The sequence below is a fragment of the Haemophilus sp. Marseille-P9675 genome, assembly GCF_916862695.1.
Lineage (GTDB): Bacteria > Pseudomonadota > Gammaproteobacteria > Enterobacterales > Pasteurellaceae > Haemophilus > Haemophilus haemolyticus_K.
Map to the genome: position 1 here is coordinate 30,660 of NZ_CAKASP010000007.1, position 15,372 is coordinate 46,031.

Consider the following 15,372-nt stretch of genomic DNA (forward strand, 5'->3'; position numbering starts at 1 on the left):
CGGTTTGAGTCGTTTAGATTTTCTCTACTACTATCGCTACACTTACGCACCCGTTTTCCATGAAGCGATGCGTTTCAAATTATCCACAGTGTCGTGATTGACGATGACAGCGAACGTGCCGTCCAGTTTGGCAATTTCGACTTTGTCTTCATCGCTGAGAGCAAAATCAAAGACATTCAGGTTTTCCGCTATGCGTTCGGGTTTGGTTGGATTTTGCCAACACGATGATGTCGCGTTCCACCAGCCAGCGGGTAATCACTTGCGCCACGGATTTGCCATATTTCGTACCAATTAGCGACTGACAAAATGGTGGGCAAAAGCCCACCGCTTCAAGTTGATGTTTTATCATTAACCAAACACTTTTTCCAAGTGTGCTTGGTAGTCTGCTATGTATTTTTCCACTTGCGGATTTTTAATTACATCGTTACACATAAATGTCGGTAAACGGCTCATACCGAGGAATTCGTTGAGTTTATGAAAGTGCATGTACAAGTCATCCACGCCTTTTCCTTCAAAAAAGTCGCCTTCACGGGTGAATGCTTCAATCGGCGCATTCCAAGTAACCGAAAGCATGTGTTTTTTGCCATGCAGCAAACCACCTGTGCCAAATCCTTCGGTCGGACTGACACGATGGCGGCCGTCATGTTGATAAAGTTTTCCGTGTCCGGCGATAAATACTTCATCTATGTATTTTTTCACTGTCCAAGGTTCATGCATCCACCAACTGGGCATTTGCCAAATCACAGCATCCATCCACAAGAATTTTTCGATTTCTGCCTCAACATCATAGCCAGCATCAATCACAGTTTCTTTTACATTGTGTCCAAGTTCGGTCAAAACTTCTTTTGCTTTTTTGTGAAGCGTGTGGTTTAACTCACCATGCGAATGGCCGAAATCTTTACCACCGTTTAATAATAAAATGTTCATTTTTAACTCCTAGAATAAATAATTTATAAAAAAAGGATGTGATGTTTACGGATATTGTCTTCTGTTTACTCTCATGAAAGTGCAGTCATTTTATAATTTGTTTTTATTGAGATAAATAGGGTTTAGCTTTATTATGTAATGAATTAAATTCACTAATAAAAGAGAGTTTAAAGAGAAAATGCAGAACTTTAACGAACTGAATTATTTTTTGACGTTGGCGCAAACACAGAGTTTTGTGAAAGCGGGGCAACTTTTGGGGATTTCTTCTTCGGCGTTGAGCCACAGCATGAAAAATTTAGAAACGCGGCTAAATTTGCGCCTGTTCAACCGCACTACGCGCAATGTATCGCTGACCGAAGCCGGACAGCAGCTTTTCGACCAACTTTCTCCGCTTTATCAAGCTATTAACCACGAAGTCGATGCGTTAAATGACTTTTTGAATACACCATCGGGGCTGATTCGTATCAATGCTCCGACGCTGGCGGCGGAAGCGGTGTTATACCCGAAATTAAAGCCGATTTTGAACCAATACCCGAAAATCCGCTTGGAAATCGTGGTGGACGACCGTTGGGCGGACATTGTGAAAGAGGGATTTGATATGGGCGTTCGGTTAGGTAACAAGGTAGCGAAAGAGATGATTGCGGTGCCAATTTCCGCACCGCTCAAAATGGTATTGGTTGCCTCGCCCGATTATTTGGCTCAACACAGTTCACCGAAAAATATTGATGATCTGCAACAACACCGCCTTATCGGCATAAAACTCTCTGCTGAACACGGCACGGAGATGCAGTGGGAATTCAAATACAAAAAAGAGCTGATTACGTTCACGCCAAAATCGCAGTTTTCCATCAACAATCATCTGCGTCAGCAAGCCGTTTCAGACGGCCTTGGAATTGCGTGGATAGCACACATGAGCGTAGCGGATGCTCTCAATTCGGGGCACCTGGTCGAGCTGTTGCCTGAGTATGCGATGACTTACGAACCGCTTTACCTCTATTACCCCAGCCGCCGCGGACATTCCAATGTGTTTAAGCTGATTGTGGATGCGTTAAAAGTAAAGGCCGTCTGAAATTTCAGACGGCCTTTTTTATACGAAAGTGATCTGCATCCCAAAACCTGGACACCTAATTTGAGGTGCAGATTATGTCCTACTCTTGTCTTTTCATTCCAAGCCAGATTTTCTAACCTCCTTTCAAAATCGCCCTCAATCTATCAAGTTGGTTTTGTGTTTTTTCTTGTTTTTGCTCGGTGGTTAGTTTTGGTTTATCACGTTCCCATAACACATCATCATTAGGTAATTCAGCTAAAAATCGGCTCGGTTCTGGGCGAACTAATTCACCATATTGACGGCGTTCTCGACACAAGGAAAAGGTGAGTTCTTTTTGTGCTCTTGTGATCCCTACATAAGCCAAACGGCGTTCTTCTTCCACGTTGTCTTCATCAATGCTAGTTTGGTGGGGCAAAATGCCCTCTTCCATACCGATCAAATAAACATAAGGAAATTCTAATCCCTTAGAGGCGTGCAATGTCATCAGTTGAACTTGATCGCTCTCGTCATCATCTTCGCCTCGCTCCAACATATCGCGTAATGTCAGGCGAGTTACTACTTGATTAAGGTTCATCGGCTCATTGGTTTCATCGCCTTTTAACATATCTGCAACCCAGTCAAATAGTGTGGCGACATTCTTACTTTGCATTTCTGCGGCTTTAGGGCTTGTTGCGTATTCGTACAAATATTCTTCATAATGAATTGTAGATAACATAGAACGTAGCGCACGTTCTGGTTCAGAACGTTGAATTTCATCATTAAGTTCGACAATCCATCGACCAAATTTTTGCAATGAATCATAGGCTTTTGGCGTGATGCGTTGAATAAGTTCAAACTCAAAAATAGCCTCAAACAAACTGATGTGTTTTTCTTGAGCCAACTCACCAAGTTTTTGTAACGTTGCGGTGCCAATTTCACGTTTCGGTGTATTCACAATACGCAGGAATGCGGCGTCATCATCTTGATTCACCACCAAGCGCAAATACGCCATCATATCTTTGATTTCTGCACGAGAGAAAAAAGAAGTACCGCCCGAAATTTTGTAAGGAATACGGTTTTGCATCAGTACTTTTTCGAGCAATCGGGATTGATGATTGCCTCGATACAAAATCGCATAATCTTTATATTTGGTTTTACGACTAAAACGATGGGCGATCAGTTCGGCGACAATCCGTTCTGCTTCGTGTTCTTCATTTTTTGCTTCGATAACAAGCAATTTCTCCCCTTCTCCAATAGTTGAAAAAAGTTTCTTATCAAACACATGCTCATTGTTATCAATCAAGATATTAGCGCAATGCAAAATACGCTGGGTTGAACGGTAATTTTGCTCAAGCTTAATCACTTGCAAACGAGGGAAATCATCGCGTAAACGCACCATATTCTCTGGTCGTGCGCCACGCCACGAATAAATAGATTGGTCATCATCGCCCACCACAGTGAAACAAGCACGATCCCCCACTAAAAGTTTAATCAGTTCATATTGACTGGTATTGGTATCTTGATATTCATCCACCAACAAATAACGAATTTTTGCCTGCCATTTTGACCGCACTTCTTCATTTTGCTTAAACAACAACGTCGGCAGCATAATCAAATCATCAAAATCAAGGGCATTGTAGGCTCGAATTTGTGTGGCATAACGCTCATAACATTTTGCAAAAGTTTGATATTTAGCATCACGCGCCAACGCAAATGCCTGTTTTGGCGAAATCAAATCGTTCTTCCAGTTAGAGATCACTGAAATTAACTCACGCAATAAATCCTTATCTTCTTTTAACACATCAGAGGTTAGCTCTTTTAACAACGCAAATTGATCATGTTCGTCAAACAAAGTCATATTCGATTTAAAGCCAAGCGCTTTATATTCACGCTTAATAATGTCAAAACCGAGCGTATGAAAAGTGGAAACAAGCAAGCCTTTGGATTGTTCTTTGCCAATAGAATGTGCCACACGCTCTTTCATCTCGCGTGCGGCCTTGTTAGTGAAAGTCACTGCGGCAATTTGTTTCGGAGAATACCCACACTTTCCAATTAAATGGGCAATTTTATTAATGATTACGCGAGTTTTGCCTGAGCCAGCGCCAGCAAGCACAAGACAAGGGCCAGTCACATATTCAACGGCTTGTTGTTGTTGAGAATTGAGTTTCATAAGAATTATTGAGCCCACGCATAGGGCAGTAATACGGTGTCTAATAAAAATGAGAGGGGCAAATCTAAGATTGGCAATCCCCATTGTTGAGCCATTTCAAGATCATAAGCCGCCCCTGCATAGGCAGTATATTTTTCTGTTGGATCGATAAGTTTGACCACGGAACCACAACCAGACAAAACGATAAATGCGGTTAAAAAAATAAAGGTTTTTATCATCGTGCTTTTAACGCATTAAACACAGACACAGGAACCAGCTCAGCGACATCTCCGCCATGTAAATAAATTTCACGCACAATGGTGGAAGAAACAAACGCCCATTTTTCTGCTGGAGGGAAAAACAAACTATCTACGCCTTTTGTTAGTAAACGATTCAATGCCGCCAATTGAAGTTCATATTCAAAATCTGTTGTCGTGCGTACGCCGCGAATAATAGAGGAAATATTGTGCTGCTTAATCACATTGGCCAACAAATCAGAGAAGCCAAAAACCTCCACATTGGATAAATGTGCAACAGATTGACGCACAAGTTCTACTCGTTCATCCAACGAAAATAGCGGTTTCTTGCTTGGGCTATTCGCCACCGCCACTAAAACACGAGGAAAAATTACCGCACTTCTTTCAATAATGTCTAAATGACCGTTCGTAATCGGGTCGAAAGTACCGGGATAAATCACGCTCGTCATACATTGCGCTCCAAATAAGATTTTAATAAATCTAACAAACGCTGTAATGCCCCTCGGTTTTCCATCAGTACTTCATAGCCAGCATTGCCTAAACGTTCGCTCGCCTCTTTTGAATTTAATAAGGCTTCTACCGCGCGCTCTAAGGCATCTGCGGTTGAATTAACTTCCAGCACACCTTGTACTTCCACCAGCATTCGGAATATCTCAGGGAAATTGAAAGTATGCTTGCCGGTAATCACTGGCATTTTAAACGCAAGAGGTTCAAGCGGATTATGTCCACCATGTTTCACAAGGCTTCCCCCCACAAAAGCAATATCAGAAACGCCATACATCAACATAAGTTCGCCCATACTATCACCCAAAATCACTTGAGTATTCTCATTTGATAACTCATTTGTCGAACGGCGAATAAATTGGAATTTTTCTTTTTTAAGTAAATCAGCCACCACATTAAAACGCTCTGGATGACGAGGAACGAGCAATAACAATAAATTCGGGTAATTTTCCAATAATTGGCGATGTGTTTGTAAGATAATTTGCTCTTCGCCTTCATGGGTGCTCGCCGCAATCCAAATCGGACGATTTTTTACCCAAAGTGCTCGTAAAGCATCAATTTTTTCACGTAACTCATCAGTGATGGAAAGATCATATTTAATATTGCCCGTCACCTTCAATTTATCTTTGCGATAACCTAAATCCAAATAACGATTGCTACTAATGTGGTCTTGAGGTGCAATTAAATCAATTTGTGAAAACATATTTTGCAAATGCGGTTTAATTTTTCCATAACGGCGCGCTGAACGAGCAGACAAGCGTGCATTTGCCACCACAAAAGGAATGTCACGGTGATAAAATTGTTGAATTAAATTTGGCCAAAGTTCTGTTTCAATCACAATACAAAGTTTTGGCTGAACAAAGTCAATAAAACGATTAATGGCGCAAGGTATGTCGTAAGGCAAATAGCAATGGAAAACGCTATCGCCAAAAGCCGCTTTGACACGATCAGAACCCGTAGGGGTGACCGTAGTGAAAGTAATCGGTAAGTGCGGGTAATTTTGTTGGAGTTTTTGCACGAGTGGTGTAGCAGCAATAACCTCACCCACTGATGCCGCATGAATAATGATACCTCCAGCCTTAGGAGGTGTCAGTGAGGCATAAAAACCATAACGCTCACCAAGCCTTTTTCGGTAATTCGGTGCCTTAAATCCGCGTAGCCACATAAAGAGCAGCACTAACGGTTGAATCAGATACATCAAGCTCGTATAAAAAAAACGCCACATAAATGAAATTCGGTTATACTTGAAAAAATTTCAGCTAGTATAGCAAAAAAAGGATTGAAAATATGCCTACAATTAGCGTAGCGATGATTGTAAAAAATGAAGCACAAGACCTCGCCAATTGTTTAGATACCGTAAAAGATTGGGTGGATGAGATTATCATTCTAGATTCAGGCAGCACAGATAACACTAAAGAAATTGCGCTCAGTTATGGGGCGAAATTCTATGAAAATAGCCAGTGGCCGGGCTTTGGTAAACAACGCCAATTAGCCCAACAATATGTAACCAGTGATTATGTACTTTGGCTAGATGCAGATGAACGCGTTACGCCCAAGCTACAACAAGCTATCTTAAGTGCGGTTAAAAATGATCGAGAAAATACCGTTTATGAAATTCCACGAGTGAGTGAGGTATTTGGGCGTGAAATTCGCCATTCAGGCTGGTATCCCGATTATGTGGTTCGCCTCTACCGCACAAACTATGCGCAATATAACGATTCGCTTGTACATGAAAAAGTCGAATTTCCAGCTGGGACAAAAGTAGAAAAATTAACGGGGGATTTAGAACATTTCACTTATAAAAGCATCCATCATTATCTAGTGAAATCAGCGGGTTATGCAAAAGCGTGGGCAGACCAACGCCAAGCAAAAGGAAAAAAAGCGACACTTTGGCAGGGAATCACGCATGCGCTCGGTTGTTTTGTGAAGATGTATTTGTTAAAAGCGGGTTTTTTAGATGGCAAACAAGGATTTTTATTAGCAGTGTTATCAGCGCATTCAACCTTTGTAAAATACGCCGATTTATGGGAGCGCGATCAGCATAAACACTAGCGAGTTTTGCAAGGGCAATCATTTAAATGATCGTCCACCAATCCCATAGACTGCATAAACGCATAGCACGTGGTTTCGCCAACAAAGACGAAACCACGTTTTTTTAAAGCTTTAGAAAGAGCTTTAGATATTTCTGTTTTAACAGGTACAGTTCGCAAATCAGGCACATCATTGACGATCGGTTTATGATTCACAAATGACCAAATAAAATCACTGAAATTTTCACCGCACTTTTCCATCTCCAAATAAGCTTTCGCATTTTTGACAATGCCCTCTAACTTGGCTCGATGGCGAATTAATCCTGCATTTTTCATACAAGCATCAATATCAAGTGCGGTCATTTTTGCAATTTTTTTCGGATCAAATTGATGAAAGGCTGCACGGTAAGATTCACGTTTTTTCAAAACCGTAATCCACGAAAGCCCCGCTTGCTGCCCTTCCAGACAAATTTTTTCAAATAGCTTTTGGCTATCGAATTCAGGCTTACCCCATTCATTGTCATGATAATCAATATAAATAGGTTGTTCGCTAACCCAAGGGCATCGAGTAATCATAACATCTCCTTTTTAAGCTGCTCATAAACCGCGACAAAATCTGGCATTACGCCTCGCCATAAATGGAAAGAATGTGCAGCTTGCGCGACCAGCATTCCAAAGCCATCGCTAACATTGGTTAAACCCAAACTTTTGCATAATGCAATAAATGGCGTGTCCGCACCTTTCGCATATTGCATATCATAAAAAGCCGAGCCCAATTTTAAAATTTCAGCATCAACTGAAGCGGTTCCACCACTTAATCCGGCAGAAGTGGCATTAATCACTAAATCATAAGTTTGTAGCGGAATAGAATCCATTGAGGCGGCTTGAATATTGCCGTAAGGCTGAAATCTTTCGGCTAATTCTTTGGCTTTCAAAAAAGTGCGGTTAGCAAGAACAATATTTTGTTGAGCTTGTAAAAGTGGCAATAATACGCCTTTTGTTGCTCCGCCTGCTCCCAGAATTAATACGCGCTGATTTGGATGAAGCCAATTTAAACGTTGTAAATCCGTCACCAAACCGATCCCATCAGTGTTATCTGCATAAAGTTTACCATCATTGAGTTTTTTTAGCGTATTACAGGCTTCCGCCAGTTTTGCTCGTTGGCTATATTCATCTGCCAGCTGGTAGGCTCGTTCTTTAAAAGGCGAAGTAATATTGCAACCTTTCGCACCATCCTCAAAAAATGCCAAAAGCTGTTGTTCAAAAGCATCAAGATCGCCTAATTTTGCGATGTACTCTATGGTTTGATGCGTTTGCTCTGCTAACTTATTTTGAATTAACGGGGATTTACTTTGCGCAATCGGATTACCCCACACAGCATAAAGATCCATAAATTATCCCTGTCTAAAAAGTTGATTTGTGCGCAAGTCTCGAATTTCGGATGGATTGAGTGCGCCGCCCACAGTTTCATCTAATACAGGAAAATCAGCACCGAATTGTAACCGCACTTCATCAGCGATGCGGCAAGGTGGCTCACCAGTCAGATTTGCGCTAGTCGAAGTTAATGCAAACCCCGTGAGTTCACATAAGGCTTTTACGGAAGGGTGATTACACAAACGTATCGCGATGCTATCAAATTTGCCCGTGATAAAATGCGGGGTGGTCGATTTGGCGGGCACAATCCAAGTTGTTGGACGTTCATATTTACCTTGCAGGCGAGAAAGCTGTTCATCGCTAATCAGCTCAAAATCAACAAAAGGACGGAAAAACCCCAAGCTTGGTGCTACTAAAATCAGCCCTTTTTCCACTGGACGTTGTTTCAAATCAAGTAATTTTTTTACCGCACTTTCACTTTGCGGATTACAGCCCAAGCCAAATACAGCTTCAGTAGGATAAGCAACTACTTGATTTTGTCGAAGAGCCTCGACGATTTGTTCTCTATTCATTTCACTCTTTTACTTTTATTGCTCAAAAATATGACGGCAAGTTTTATTTGCACACTGGAAAATTTGTTTTTCCCCATCTTCGCTTTTTAACAAAGAAAGTGGAAAATGGCACGTTGGGCAAGGCACGGCATAAGGCTTGGCAGGCAAAGAAAATTTACATTTAGGGAAATTATTGCAACCGTAAAAAATTTTTCCTTGGCGACCCCGACGAGAAATCAAATGCCCAGTTTTACATTCAGGACAAGTAATTTTTTCCTCAGATTCAGATTCTTCTCGCACCACAAAATCGCATTCGGGATAATGGCTACAACCAATAAACATCCCAAAACTGCCTTGTTTCAACTGCAATAAATTACCGCACTTCGGGCAAATTTCATCAAGTGTTTTTAATACTTTATGCTCCGATCGTTGCAAAGGACGCAAATAATCACATTCAGGATAAGCAGAGCAACCTAAAAACAGCCCTTTTTTGCCTTGTTTAATTTGCAAAGGCGCACCACATTGAGGGCAAAGCTCTTCATGCTTTATGCGTTGAAAAAGTATTTCTACCATAAACTGATCACTTTATTTACCAATATGATTGATTCTACAAGCTTCGGCTTTCTCGTCAATATTCAATAAAATAAAAGCGGGATATTTTGCAATATCCCGCTCACACTCAATGACAGTCCTAGATTACCAATAAGCACGTAAACCTACAACAGTTTTGTAATCATGCGCTTTGCTAGTTTCTACACCATTTTCTTGAGTTTTGGTTCGTGTTGCTTGCCATTCAACAAATGGTTTAACCTTAATGGAACCTTGTTTATATACGTAGTACTCTGTTCCCACCATAAATTGATTTTTAGTTTTTTCTGTACGATAACCTGTATGATCCTTATCTGTTTTATATGCATACATCGCATATACATTTAAATCATTATTATAGGTCCATGGGTTATTGAATTTTTGAAGAACAATTGTACGAATTTCATTCTTGGTATTTTTGTTATCATAACCACCTTTATGGTTAGTAACTTGACGTTCAAGATCAATACCATAAGTTGTATTTACAAATGTATAAGATGCACCTAAAGAATAAGCATTTGTTGCAAATGAATTATTAGCATTTGTATTCGCAGAAATTTCACGCGTAAAGCCTGCACCAAAACTTACACTTTGAATATCATTAATTTTGTGCTCGTAAATAGAACCTACACCCCAAACATTTTTACGAGGATTTTTTAAATCTAGATTAGTATCACCACGTTTGCTAGCTCCACCGTAGTAAATACCTGCTCTTACTTTATCACCATTTCCATATTCTGAAGTATAAGTATATTGAGTTGCACGACGAGCTGCACTATCTAATAAACCATCAGATAAGCTATAAGTATTAGCTAAATCTGTACGTTTTACTTCATCAGTGATAGTTGGCATATTACCATAAGTTAATTCACTAAATTGTTTCTCCGCATGCTTATAACCAAAACCTGCATAAAGGATACGCGTATACAGATGATCAAAATCATGTTGAGAATCAGCTTCTCCACGTAAACGCCACTCAACACGACCTAAAGCATAGAAATCATCAGTTAATTTTTGTTTCACTTTGAAACCAAAACGTGAACCATTATTAGAAACAGCATGATTAATATGATCTTTTTTCTGACTAGGTGTACTACCATAAGTATCTGTGGTATGAGAGGTACTTTCCCATTTCACACGTAAAGAGCCATTGAAATCAATATCTGTACCAGTTTCTTGAATTTGGAATTTGTAAGCTTGTGCAGAACTTGCAGCCAATGCAGCTACTGTTAAAGCGAGAAGTGTTTTTTTCATCATTTGCTTTCCTTGTTTTGTTAAGAGTTAAAAAATAAATATATTTAAAATATATTGAACTTTTCCAAGTCTACTCACCACATTAGAAATAATCAAGCAGATTTATAAATTCAATATCAAATTATTACGTAAAAAATATGTATAAAAAAACCATTAAAATACAACTTTTCATCAGTCTCATATCGACTGCTTAGATTTCTTTCGCTATAATCAGGCGTCTTATTTTATTTAACAAACGTGTTCGGTGTGGATTTTTACCGAGTGCAAATTAATTGAGGTAACAAATGTCATTAAATATTGAAACAACTCAAGGTTTAGAACGCCGTGTAGCGATCACCGTTCCAGCTGAAACTGTATCTAAAGCAGTTCGTGAAGAATTTAAACGTGCATCAAAAAATGTTCGTGTAGATGGTTTCCGTAAAGGCCATGTACCTGCTCATATTATCGAACAACGTTTCGGTGCATCAATCCGTCAAGATGTATTAAACGATTTATTACCACGTCATTTTTTTGATGCTGTGATTGCAGAAAAGATTAATATTGCAGGTCGTCCAACTTTTGGTATTGAAACTTTTGAAGAAGGTAAAGATCTAGTTTTTACAGCAACTTTTGAAGTTTATCCAGAAGTTAAATTACAAGGTTTAGAGAATATTAAAGTTGAAAAACCAACTGTTGAAATCACAGAAGCTGATATTGACAAAATGGTTGATGTGTTACGTAAACAACAAGCAACTTGGGCAGAAACCAACTCTGCAGCAAAAGCAGATGATCGCGTAACTATTGATTTTGTTGGTTCTGTAGATGGCGAAGAGTTTGAAGGTGGTAAAGCATCTGACTTCGTATTATTTATGGGACAAGGTCGTATGATTCCTGGTTTTGAAGATGGTATCGTAGGCCATAAAGCAGGTGAGCAATTTGATATTAATGTAACTTTCCCTGCTGAATACCATGCAGAAAACTTAAAAGGTAAAGCGGCAAAATTTGCAATTACCTTGAAAAAAGTAGAAAACATGGTGTTACCTGAGTTAACAGATGAGTTTGTTGCTAAGTTTGGTCCGAATACTAAATCTGTTGCGGATTTACGTGTAGAAATTCGTAAGAATATGGAACGTGAATTGAAAAATGCATTAGTTTCACGCGTTAAACAACAAGTAATCAATGGGTTAATTGAACAAAATCCAATTGAAGTTCCAGCTTCTGCTGTAGAAGAAGAAATTAATGTATTACGCAATCAAGCGGCTCAACGTTTTGGTGGCAATGCACAACAAGCTGCACAGTTACCACGTGAATTATTTGAAGCGGAAGCAACTCGTCGTGTTCAAGTAGGTTTATTATTCTCTGAGGTGATTAAATCTAATGAATTAAAAGCTGATGAAGAACGCGCTAAAGCCATGATTGCAGATATTGCATCAGCTTATGAGCAACCAGCTGAGGTTGTTGAATACTATAGTAAAAACGAAGAGTTAATGAACAATATTCGTAACGTAGTATTAGAAGAACAAGCGGTGGATGCAGTACTTGCTAAAGCACAAGTTACTGAAAAAGTTTCTTCATTTGATGAAATTATGAATCCACAGGCATAATGATGAATTAATATCGTTATGATTGAATAAAAGTGCGGTCGCTCTCTTTCACAAAAGCGACCGCATTTTTATTTGTAGGTTATTTAGAGTAAAATAATCAGCAATTTTAGAGAAAAAGGTAAGAAAATGAGTGTAATTCCTATGGTTGTTGAACAGACTTCGCGTGGCGAGCGTTCATACGACATTTATTCCCGTTTATTAAAAGAGCGTGTGATCTTCCTTAGTGGTGAAGTGGAAGATCGCATGGCAAATCTCATTGTAGCTCAGCTGCTTTTTTTAGAGTCTGAAGATCCAACTAAAGATATCAATATCTATATCAACTCTCCCGGTGGTTCTGTGACTGCAGGTATGGCTATTTACGACACAATGCAATTTATTAAGCCAGATATTCGTACACTTTGTATCGGTCAGGCATGCTCAATGGGCGCATTCTTGCTTGCTGGCGGAACCGCAGGAAAACGAGCTGCGTTACCAAATGCGCGTGTGATGATTCACCAACCGTTGGGCGGTTTCCGAGGTCAAGCATCGGATATTCAAATTCATGCACAAGAAATTTTGAAAATTAAACACACCTTAAACGATCGTCTAGCATTCCATACTGGGCAAAGTATCGAACGAATTGAGAAAGATACAGATCGCGATAACTTTATGTCAGCTGAAGAAGCAAAAGCGTATGGTTTAGTTGATGAAGTTTTAATTAAACGTTAAGGAAACACATGTCAGACAAAGATAAAGATTTACATTGCTCTTTTTGCGGAAAAGAAAAAGGCGAAGTAGATAAATTAATTGCTGGTACAGACGGCTATATTTGTAATGAGTGTATTGAACTTTGTCATTCAATGCTTGAAGAAAGTAATGATGAAAGTGTAGACGAAAGTGCGGCAGACAATGAGGAGAAATTACCAACTCCTCACGAAATTCGTGCTCATCTAGATGATTATGTTATTGGCCAAGATTATGCGAAAAAAGTGCTTTCTGTCGCAGTTTACAATCATTATAAACGCTTACGAACTAATCATGAAAATAACGATGTTGAGCTCGGTAAAAGTAATATCTTGCTTATTGGACCAACGGGTAGTGGTAAAACATTGCTTGCTCAAACATTAGCTCGTCGCTTAAATGTGCCGTTTGCGATGGCTGACGCGACAACATTGACTGAGGCTGGCTACGTGGGTGAAGATGTAGAAAATGTCTTACAAAAGCTTTTACAAAACTGTGAGTATAATACTGAAAAAGCGGAGCAAGGCATTATCTATATTGATGAAATTGATAAAATTAGCCGTAAATCGGAAGGCGCATCAATTACTCGAGATGTATCTGGCGAAGGTGTACAACAAGCATTGTTAAAACTCATTGAAGGTACTGTAGCGTCTATTCCACCTCAAGGCGGACGTAAACATCCGCAGCAAGAAATGGTGAAATTGGATACGTCAAAAATTCTCTTTATCTGCGGCGGCGCATTTGCGGGATTGGATAAAATTATCAGTAAACGTACACAAACAAGTACGAGTATCGGTTTTAGTGCGAAAGTAGAAAAGGATGAAGAAGAAAAGTCTCTTTCTGAATTATTTCGCCAAGTAGAACCTGATGATTTAATGAAGTTTGGTTTAATTCCGGAATTTATTGGGCGTTTACCAATGATTTCTCCACTAAGTGAATTAGATGAAGAGGCCCTTGTGCAAATTCTTACACAGCCTAAAAATGCCTTAACTAAACAATATCAAGCTTTATTTGGACTTGAAAATGTGGAATTAGAATTCACTCCAGAAGCTTTAAAAGCAATGGCGAAGAAAGCGCTTGAAAGAAAAACAGGCGCGCGTGGGTTACGTTCTATTGTCGAGGCGGTATTGCTTGATACGATGTATGATTTACCATCTATCGAAAATTTACGTAAAGTAGTCGTGGATGAAAGCACTATCGTAGATAATACTGCTCCAAAATTAGAATATCATTCTTAATAGAAAAGTGCGGTTGTTTTTCCCTATATTTTCTATTTTGCTTGATGATTTTCAATAGGCAAGGAGAAAAGAAAATGCTACAATCTCACGTTCTTATAACTTTATTCTTATTTTCCTAAGTAAATAACGGATTCAATTTATGGCAACTGAAATTGTTGATAAAAAGAAAAATGTATCAGAGACGGTGGTAGAAGATAAATCTAAAGGATTAAATACCCTTCTTTGGATTTTAGTCGCAGTCTTTTTTGCGGCAGCTGCAATTGGTAATGTTTATTTCCAAAAAGTATATTCATTACCTATTCGTGTAGTGTGTGTCGTTATTGCATTAGTGATTGCTTTTGCATTTGCTGCAATTACTAATCAAGGTACAAAAGCTCGTACATTCTTTAAAGATTCAAAAATAGAAGCGCAAAAAGTGGTATGGCCAAGTCGCCAAGAAGCGCGTCAAACTACATTAATCGTAATTGGGGTAACAATCATTGCATCCTTATTTTTCTGGGCGACAGATTCGATTATTGTCACAGTAATTAATTTCTTAACTGATTTGAGATTCTAAAATGACTGAAGAAACAACTGTATCAAAAAAACGTTGGTATGTATTACAGGCGTTTTCTGGTTTTGAAAGCCGAGTGGCTTTAACTTTGCGTGAATACATTAAACAGCAACAAATGGAAGACCAATTTGGTGAAGTGTTAGTTCCAACTGAAGAAGTCGTTGAGAATGTTGCAGGTAAACGTCGTAAAAGCGAACGTAAATTTTTCCCAGGCTATGTCCTTGTTGAAATGGAAATGAATGATGATACTTGGCACTTAGTAAAAAGTGTCCCCCGTGTCATGGGATTCATTGGCGGTACACCTGATAAACCTGCGCCAATTTCTAAACGTGAAGCAGATGCTATTCTAAATCGATTAGAACAAAGCTCAGATAAACCACGCCATCGTAATGAGTATCACCCTGGTGAAGAAGTTCGAGTCACTGAAGGTCCATTCGCAGACTTTAACGGAACAGTAGAAGAAGTAGATTATGAAAAAGGTCGCTTAAAAGTCTCAGTATCTATCTTTGGTCGCGCAACACCTGTTGAACTTGAATTTAGTCAAGTAGAAAAAATACATTAATTACATATAAAAAAACCCTGCTAATTAAGCGGGGTTTTTCTTCATATCTGATAAA

General features: G+C 39.3%; 18 protein-coding genes. 7 read left to right on the plus strand and 11 right to left on the minus strand.

The features are described 5' to 3' along the window. Positions 1 to 166 precede the first annotated feature (166 nt). Entirely contained in the window at positions 167 to 349 is a 183-nt protein-coding gene (locus tag LIX50_RS08640; RefSeq protein ID WP_048953295.1) for a hypothetical protein, read from the minus strand. Further along, complete coding sequence (locus LIX50_RS08645) at positions 349 to 927, minus strand: NAD(P)H-dependent oxidoreductase (RefSeq protein ID WP_048953296.1); 579 nt, start codon at positions 925 to 927, stop codon at positions 349 to 351. Before LIX50_RS08645 ends, LIX50_RS08640 begins: the two co-directional genes overlap by 1 nt. Positions 928 to 1,105: 178 nt before the next feature. Here LIX50_RS08645 and LIX50_RS08650 point away from each other — a divergent pair, with 178 nt between their 5' ends. After that, positions 1,106 to 1,996 (plus strand): LysR family transcriptional regulator, encoded by an 891-nt coding sequence (locus LIX50_RS08650; RefSeq protein WP_048953297.1) that lies wholly within the window; start codon positions 1,106 to 1,108, stop codon positions 1,994 to 1,996. A 112-nt stretch (positions 1,997 to 2,108) separates the two neighbouring features. Here LIX50_RS08650 and rep read toward each other — a convergent pair whose 3' ends face one another. From rep to waaA, 4 genes are read right to left on the minus strand one after another with little or no spacing between them, the layout of a single operon-like run. Further along, positions 2,109 to 4,124, minus strand: coding sequence for a DNA helicase Rep (gene rep / locus LIX50_RS08655; protein WP_048953298.1), 2,016 nt, complete (start codon positions 4,122 to 4,124; stop codon positions 2,109 to 2,111). Positions 4,125 to 4,129: 5 nt separating this feature from the next. Continuing rightward, entirely contained in the window at positions 4,130 to 4,342 is a 213-nt protein-coding gene (locus LIX50_RS08660; protein ID WP_048953299.1) for a YceK/YidQ family lipoprotein, read from the minus strand. Continuing rightward, entirely contained in the window at positions 4,339 to 4,809 is a 471-nt protein-coding gene (gene coaD, locus LIX50_RS08665) for a pantetheine-phosphate adenylyltransferase (protein ID WP_048953300.1), read from the minus strand. Before coaD ends, LIX50_RS08660 begins: the two co-directional genes overlap by 4 nt. Next, positions 4,806 to 6,089: a lipid IV(A) 3-deoxy-D-manno-octulosonic acid transferase gene (gene waaA / locus LIX50_RS08670; protein ID WP_048953301.1), complete on the minus strand. Its 1,284-nt coding sequence runs from the start codon at positions 6,087 to 6,089 to the stop codon at positions 4,806 to 4,808. The genes coaD and waaA overlap by 4 nt, the downstream gene beginning before the upstream one ends. Before the next feature lie 62 nt (positions 6,090 to 6,151). On the opposite strand from waaA, the gene LIX50_RS08675 reads away from it, so the two are divergent. Next, positions 6,152 to 6,916, plus strand: coding sequence for a glycosyltransferase family 2 protein (locus LIX50_RS08675; protein ID WP_046943006.1), 765 nt, complete (start codon positions 6,152 to 6,154; stop codon positions 6,914 to 6,916). On the opposite strand, the gene LIX50_RS08680 is transcribed toward LIX50_RS08675, so the two are convergent. The 5 genes from LIX50_RS08680 to LIX50_RS08700 all read right to left on the minus strand — a co-directional run bounded on the left by LIX50_RS08680 (position 6,913) and on the right by LIX50_RS08700 (position 10,661). After that, positions 6,913 to 7,470, minus strand: coding sequence for a DNA-3-methyladenine glycosylase I (locus LIX50_RS08680; RefSeq protein WP_226385939.1), 558 nt, complete (start codon positions 7,468 to 7,470; stop codon positions 6,913 to 6,915). The two genes, LIX50_RS08675 and LIX50_RS08680, sit on opposite strands and share 4 nt — an antisense overlap. Continuing rightward, positions 7,467 to 8,285, minus strand: coding sequence for a shikimate dehydrogenase (gene aroE, locus LIX50_RS08685; protein ID WP_048953303.1), 819 nt, complete (start codon positions 8,283 to 8,285; stop codon positions 7,467 to 7,469). Before aroE ends, LIX50_RS08680 begins: the two co-directional genes overlap by 4 nt. Before the next feature lie 3 nt (positions 8,286 to 8,288). Then, positions 8,289 to 8,840: a Sua5/YciO/YrdC/YwlC family protein gene (locus LIX50_RS08690; protein ID WP_048953304.1), complete on the minus strand. Its 552-nt coding sequence runs from the start codon at positions 8,838 to 8,840 to the stop codon at positions 8,289 to 8,291. A gap of 15 nt (positions 8,841 to 8,855) precedes the next feature. Next, the gene (locus LIX50_RS08695; RefSeq protein ID WP_048953305.1) at positions 8,856 to 9,392 is read right to left on the minus strand and encodes a type I DNA topoisomerase; all 537 of its coding nucleotides are present in this window, start codon (positions 9,390 to 9,392) and stop codon (positions 8,856 to 8,858) included. A 123-nt stretch (positions 9,393 to 9,515) separates the two neighbouring features. Then, positions 9,516 to 10,661: a porin gene (locus tag LIX50_RS08700; RefSeq protein ID WP_048953331.1), complete on the minus strand. Its 1,146-nt coding sequence runs from the start codon at positions 10,659 to 10,661 to the stop codon at positions 9,516 to 9,518. Between the two features lie 284 nt (positions 10,662 to 10,945). Between LIX50_RS08700 and tig the strand changes: the two genes are divergently transcribed. From tig to nusG, 5 genes are all read left to right on the plus strand, one after another. Further along, complete coding sequence (gene tig, locus LIX50_RS08705) at positions 10,946 to 12,244, plus strand: trigger factor (protein ID WP_048953306.1); 1,299 nt, start codon at positions 10,946 to 10,948, stop codon at positions 12,242 to 12,244. A gap of 96 nt (positions 12,245 to 12,340) precedes the next feature. After that, positions 12,341 to 12,952 (plus strand): ATP-dependent Clp endopeptidase proteolytic subunit ClpP, encoded by a 612-nt coding sequence (clpP, locus tag LIX50_RS08710; protein WP_258182720.1) that lies wholly within the window; start codon positions 12,341 to 12,343, stop codon positions 12,950 to 12,952. An 8-nt stretch (positions 12,953 to 12,960) separates the two neighbouring features. Further along, positions 12,961 to 14,202, plus strand: coding sequence for an ATP-dependent protease ATP-binding subunit ClpX (gene clpX, locus LIX50_RS08715; RefSeq protein ID WP_048953307.1), 1,242 nt, complete (start codon positions 12,961 to 12,963; stop codon positions 14,200 to 14,202). 139 nt (positions 14,203 to 14,341) lie between these two features. Then, on the plus strand, positions 14,342 to 14,758 hold the full coding sequence (secE, locus tag LIX50_RS08720) for a preprotein translocase subunit SecE (protein WP_048953308.1): 417 nt from the start codon (positions 14,342 to 14,344) through the stop codon (positions 14,756 to 14,758). A gap of 1 nt (position 14,759) precedes the next feature. After that, positions 14,760 to 15,317 carry a transcription termination/antitermination protein NusG gene (nusG, locus tag LIX50_RS08725; RefSeq protein WP_048953309.1) on the plus strand — a complete coding sequence of 186 codons (558 nt, stop codon included), beginning with the start codon at positions 14,760 to 14,762 and terminating at the stop codon, positions 15,315 to 15,317. Positions 15,318 to 15,372 lie beyond the last annotated feature (55 nt).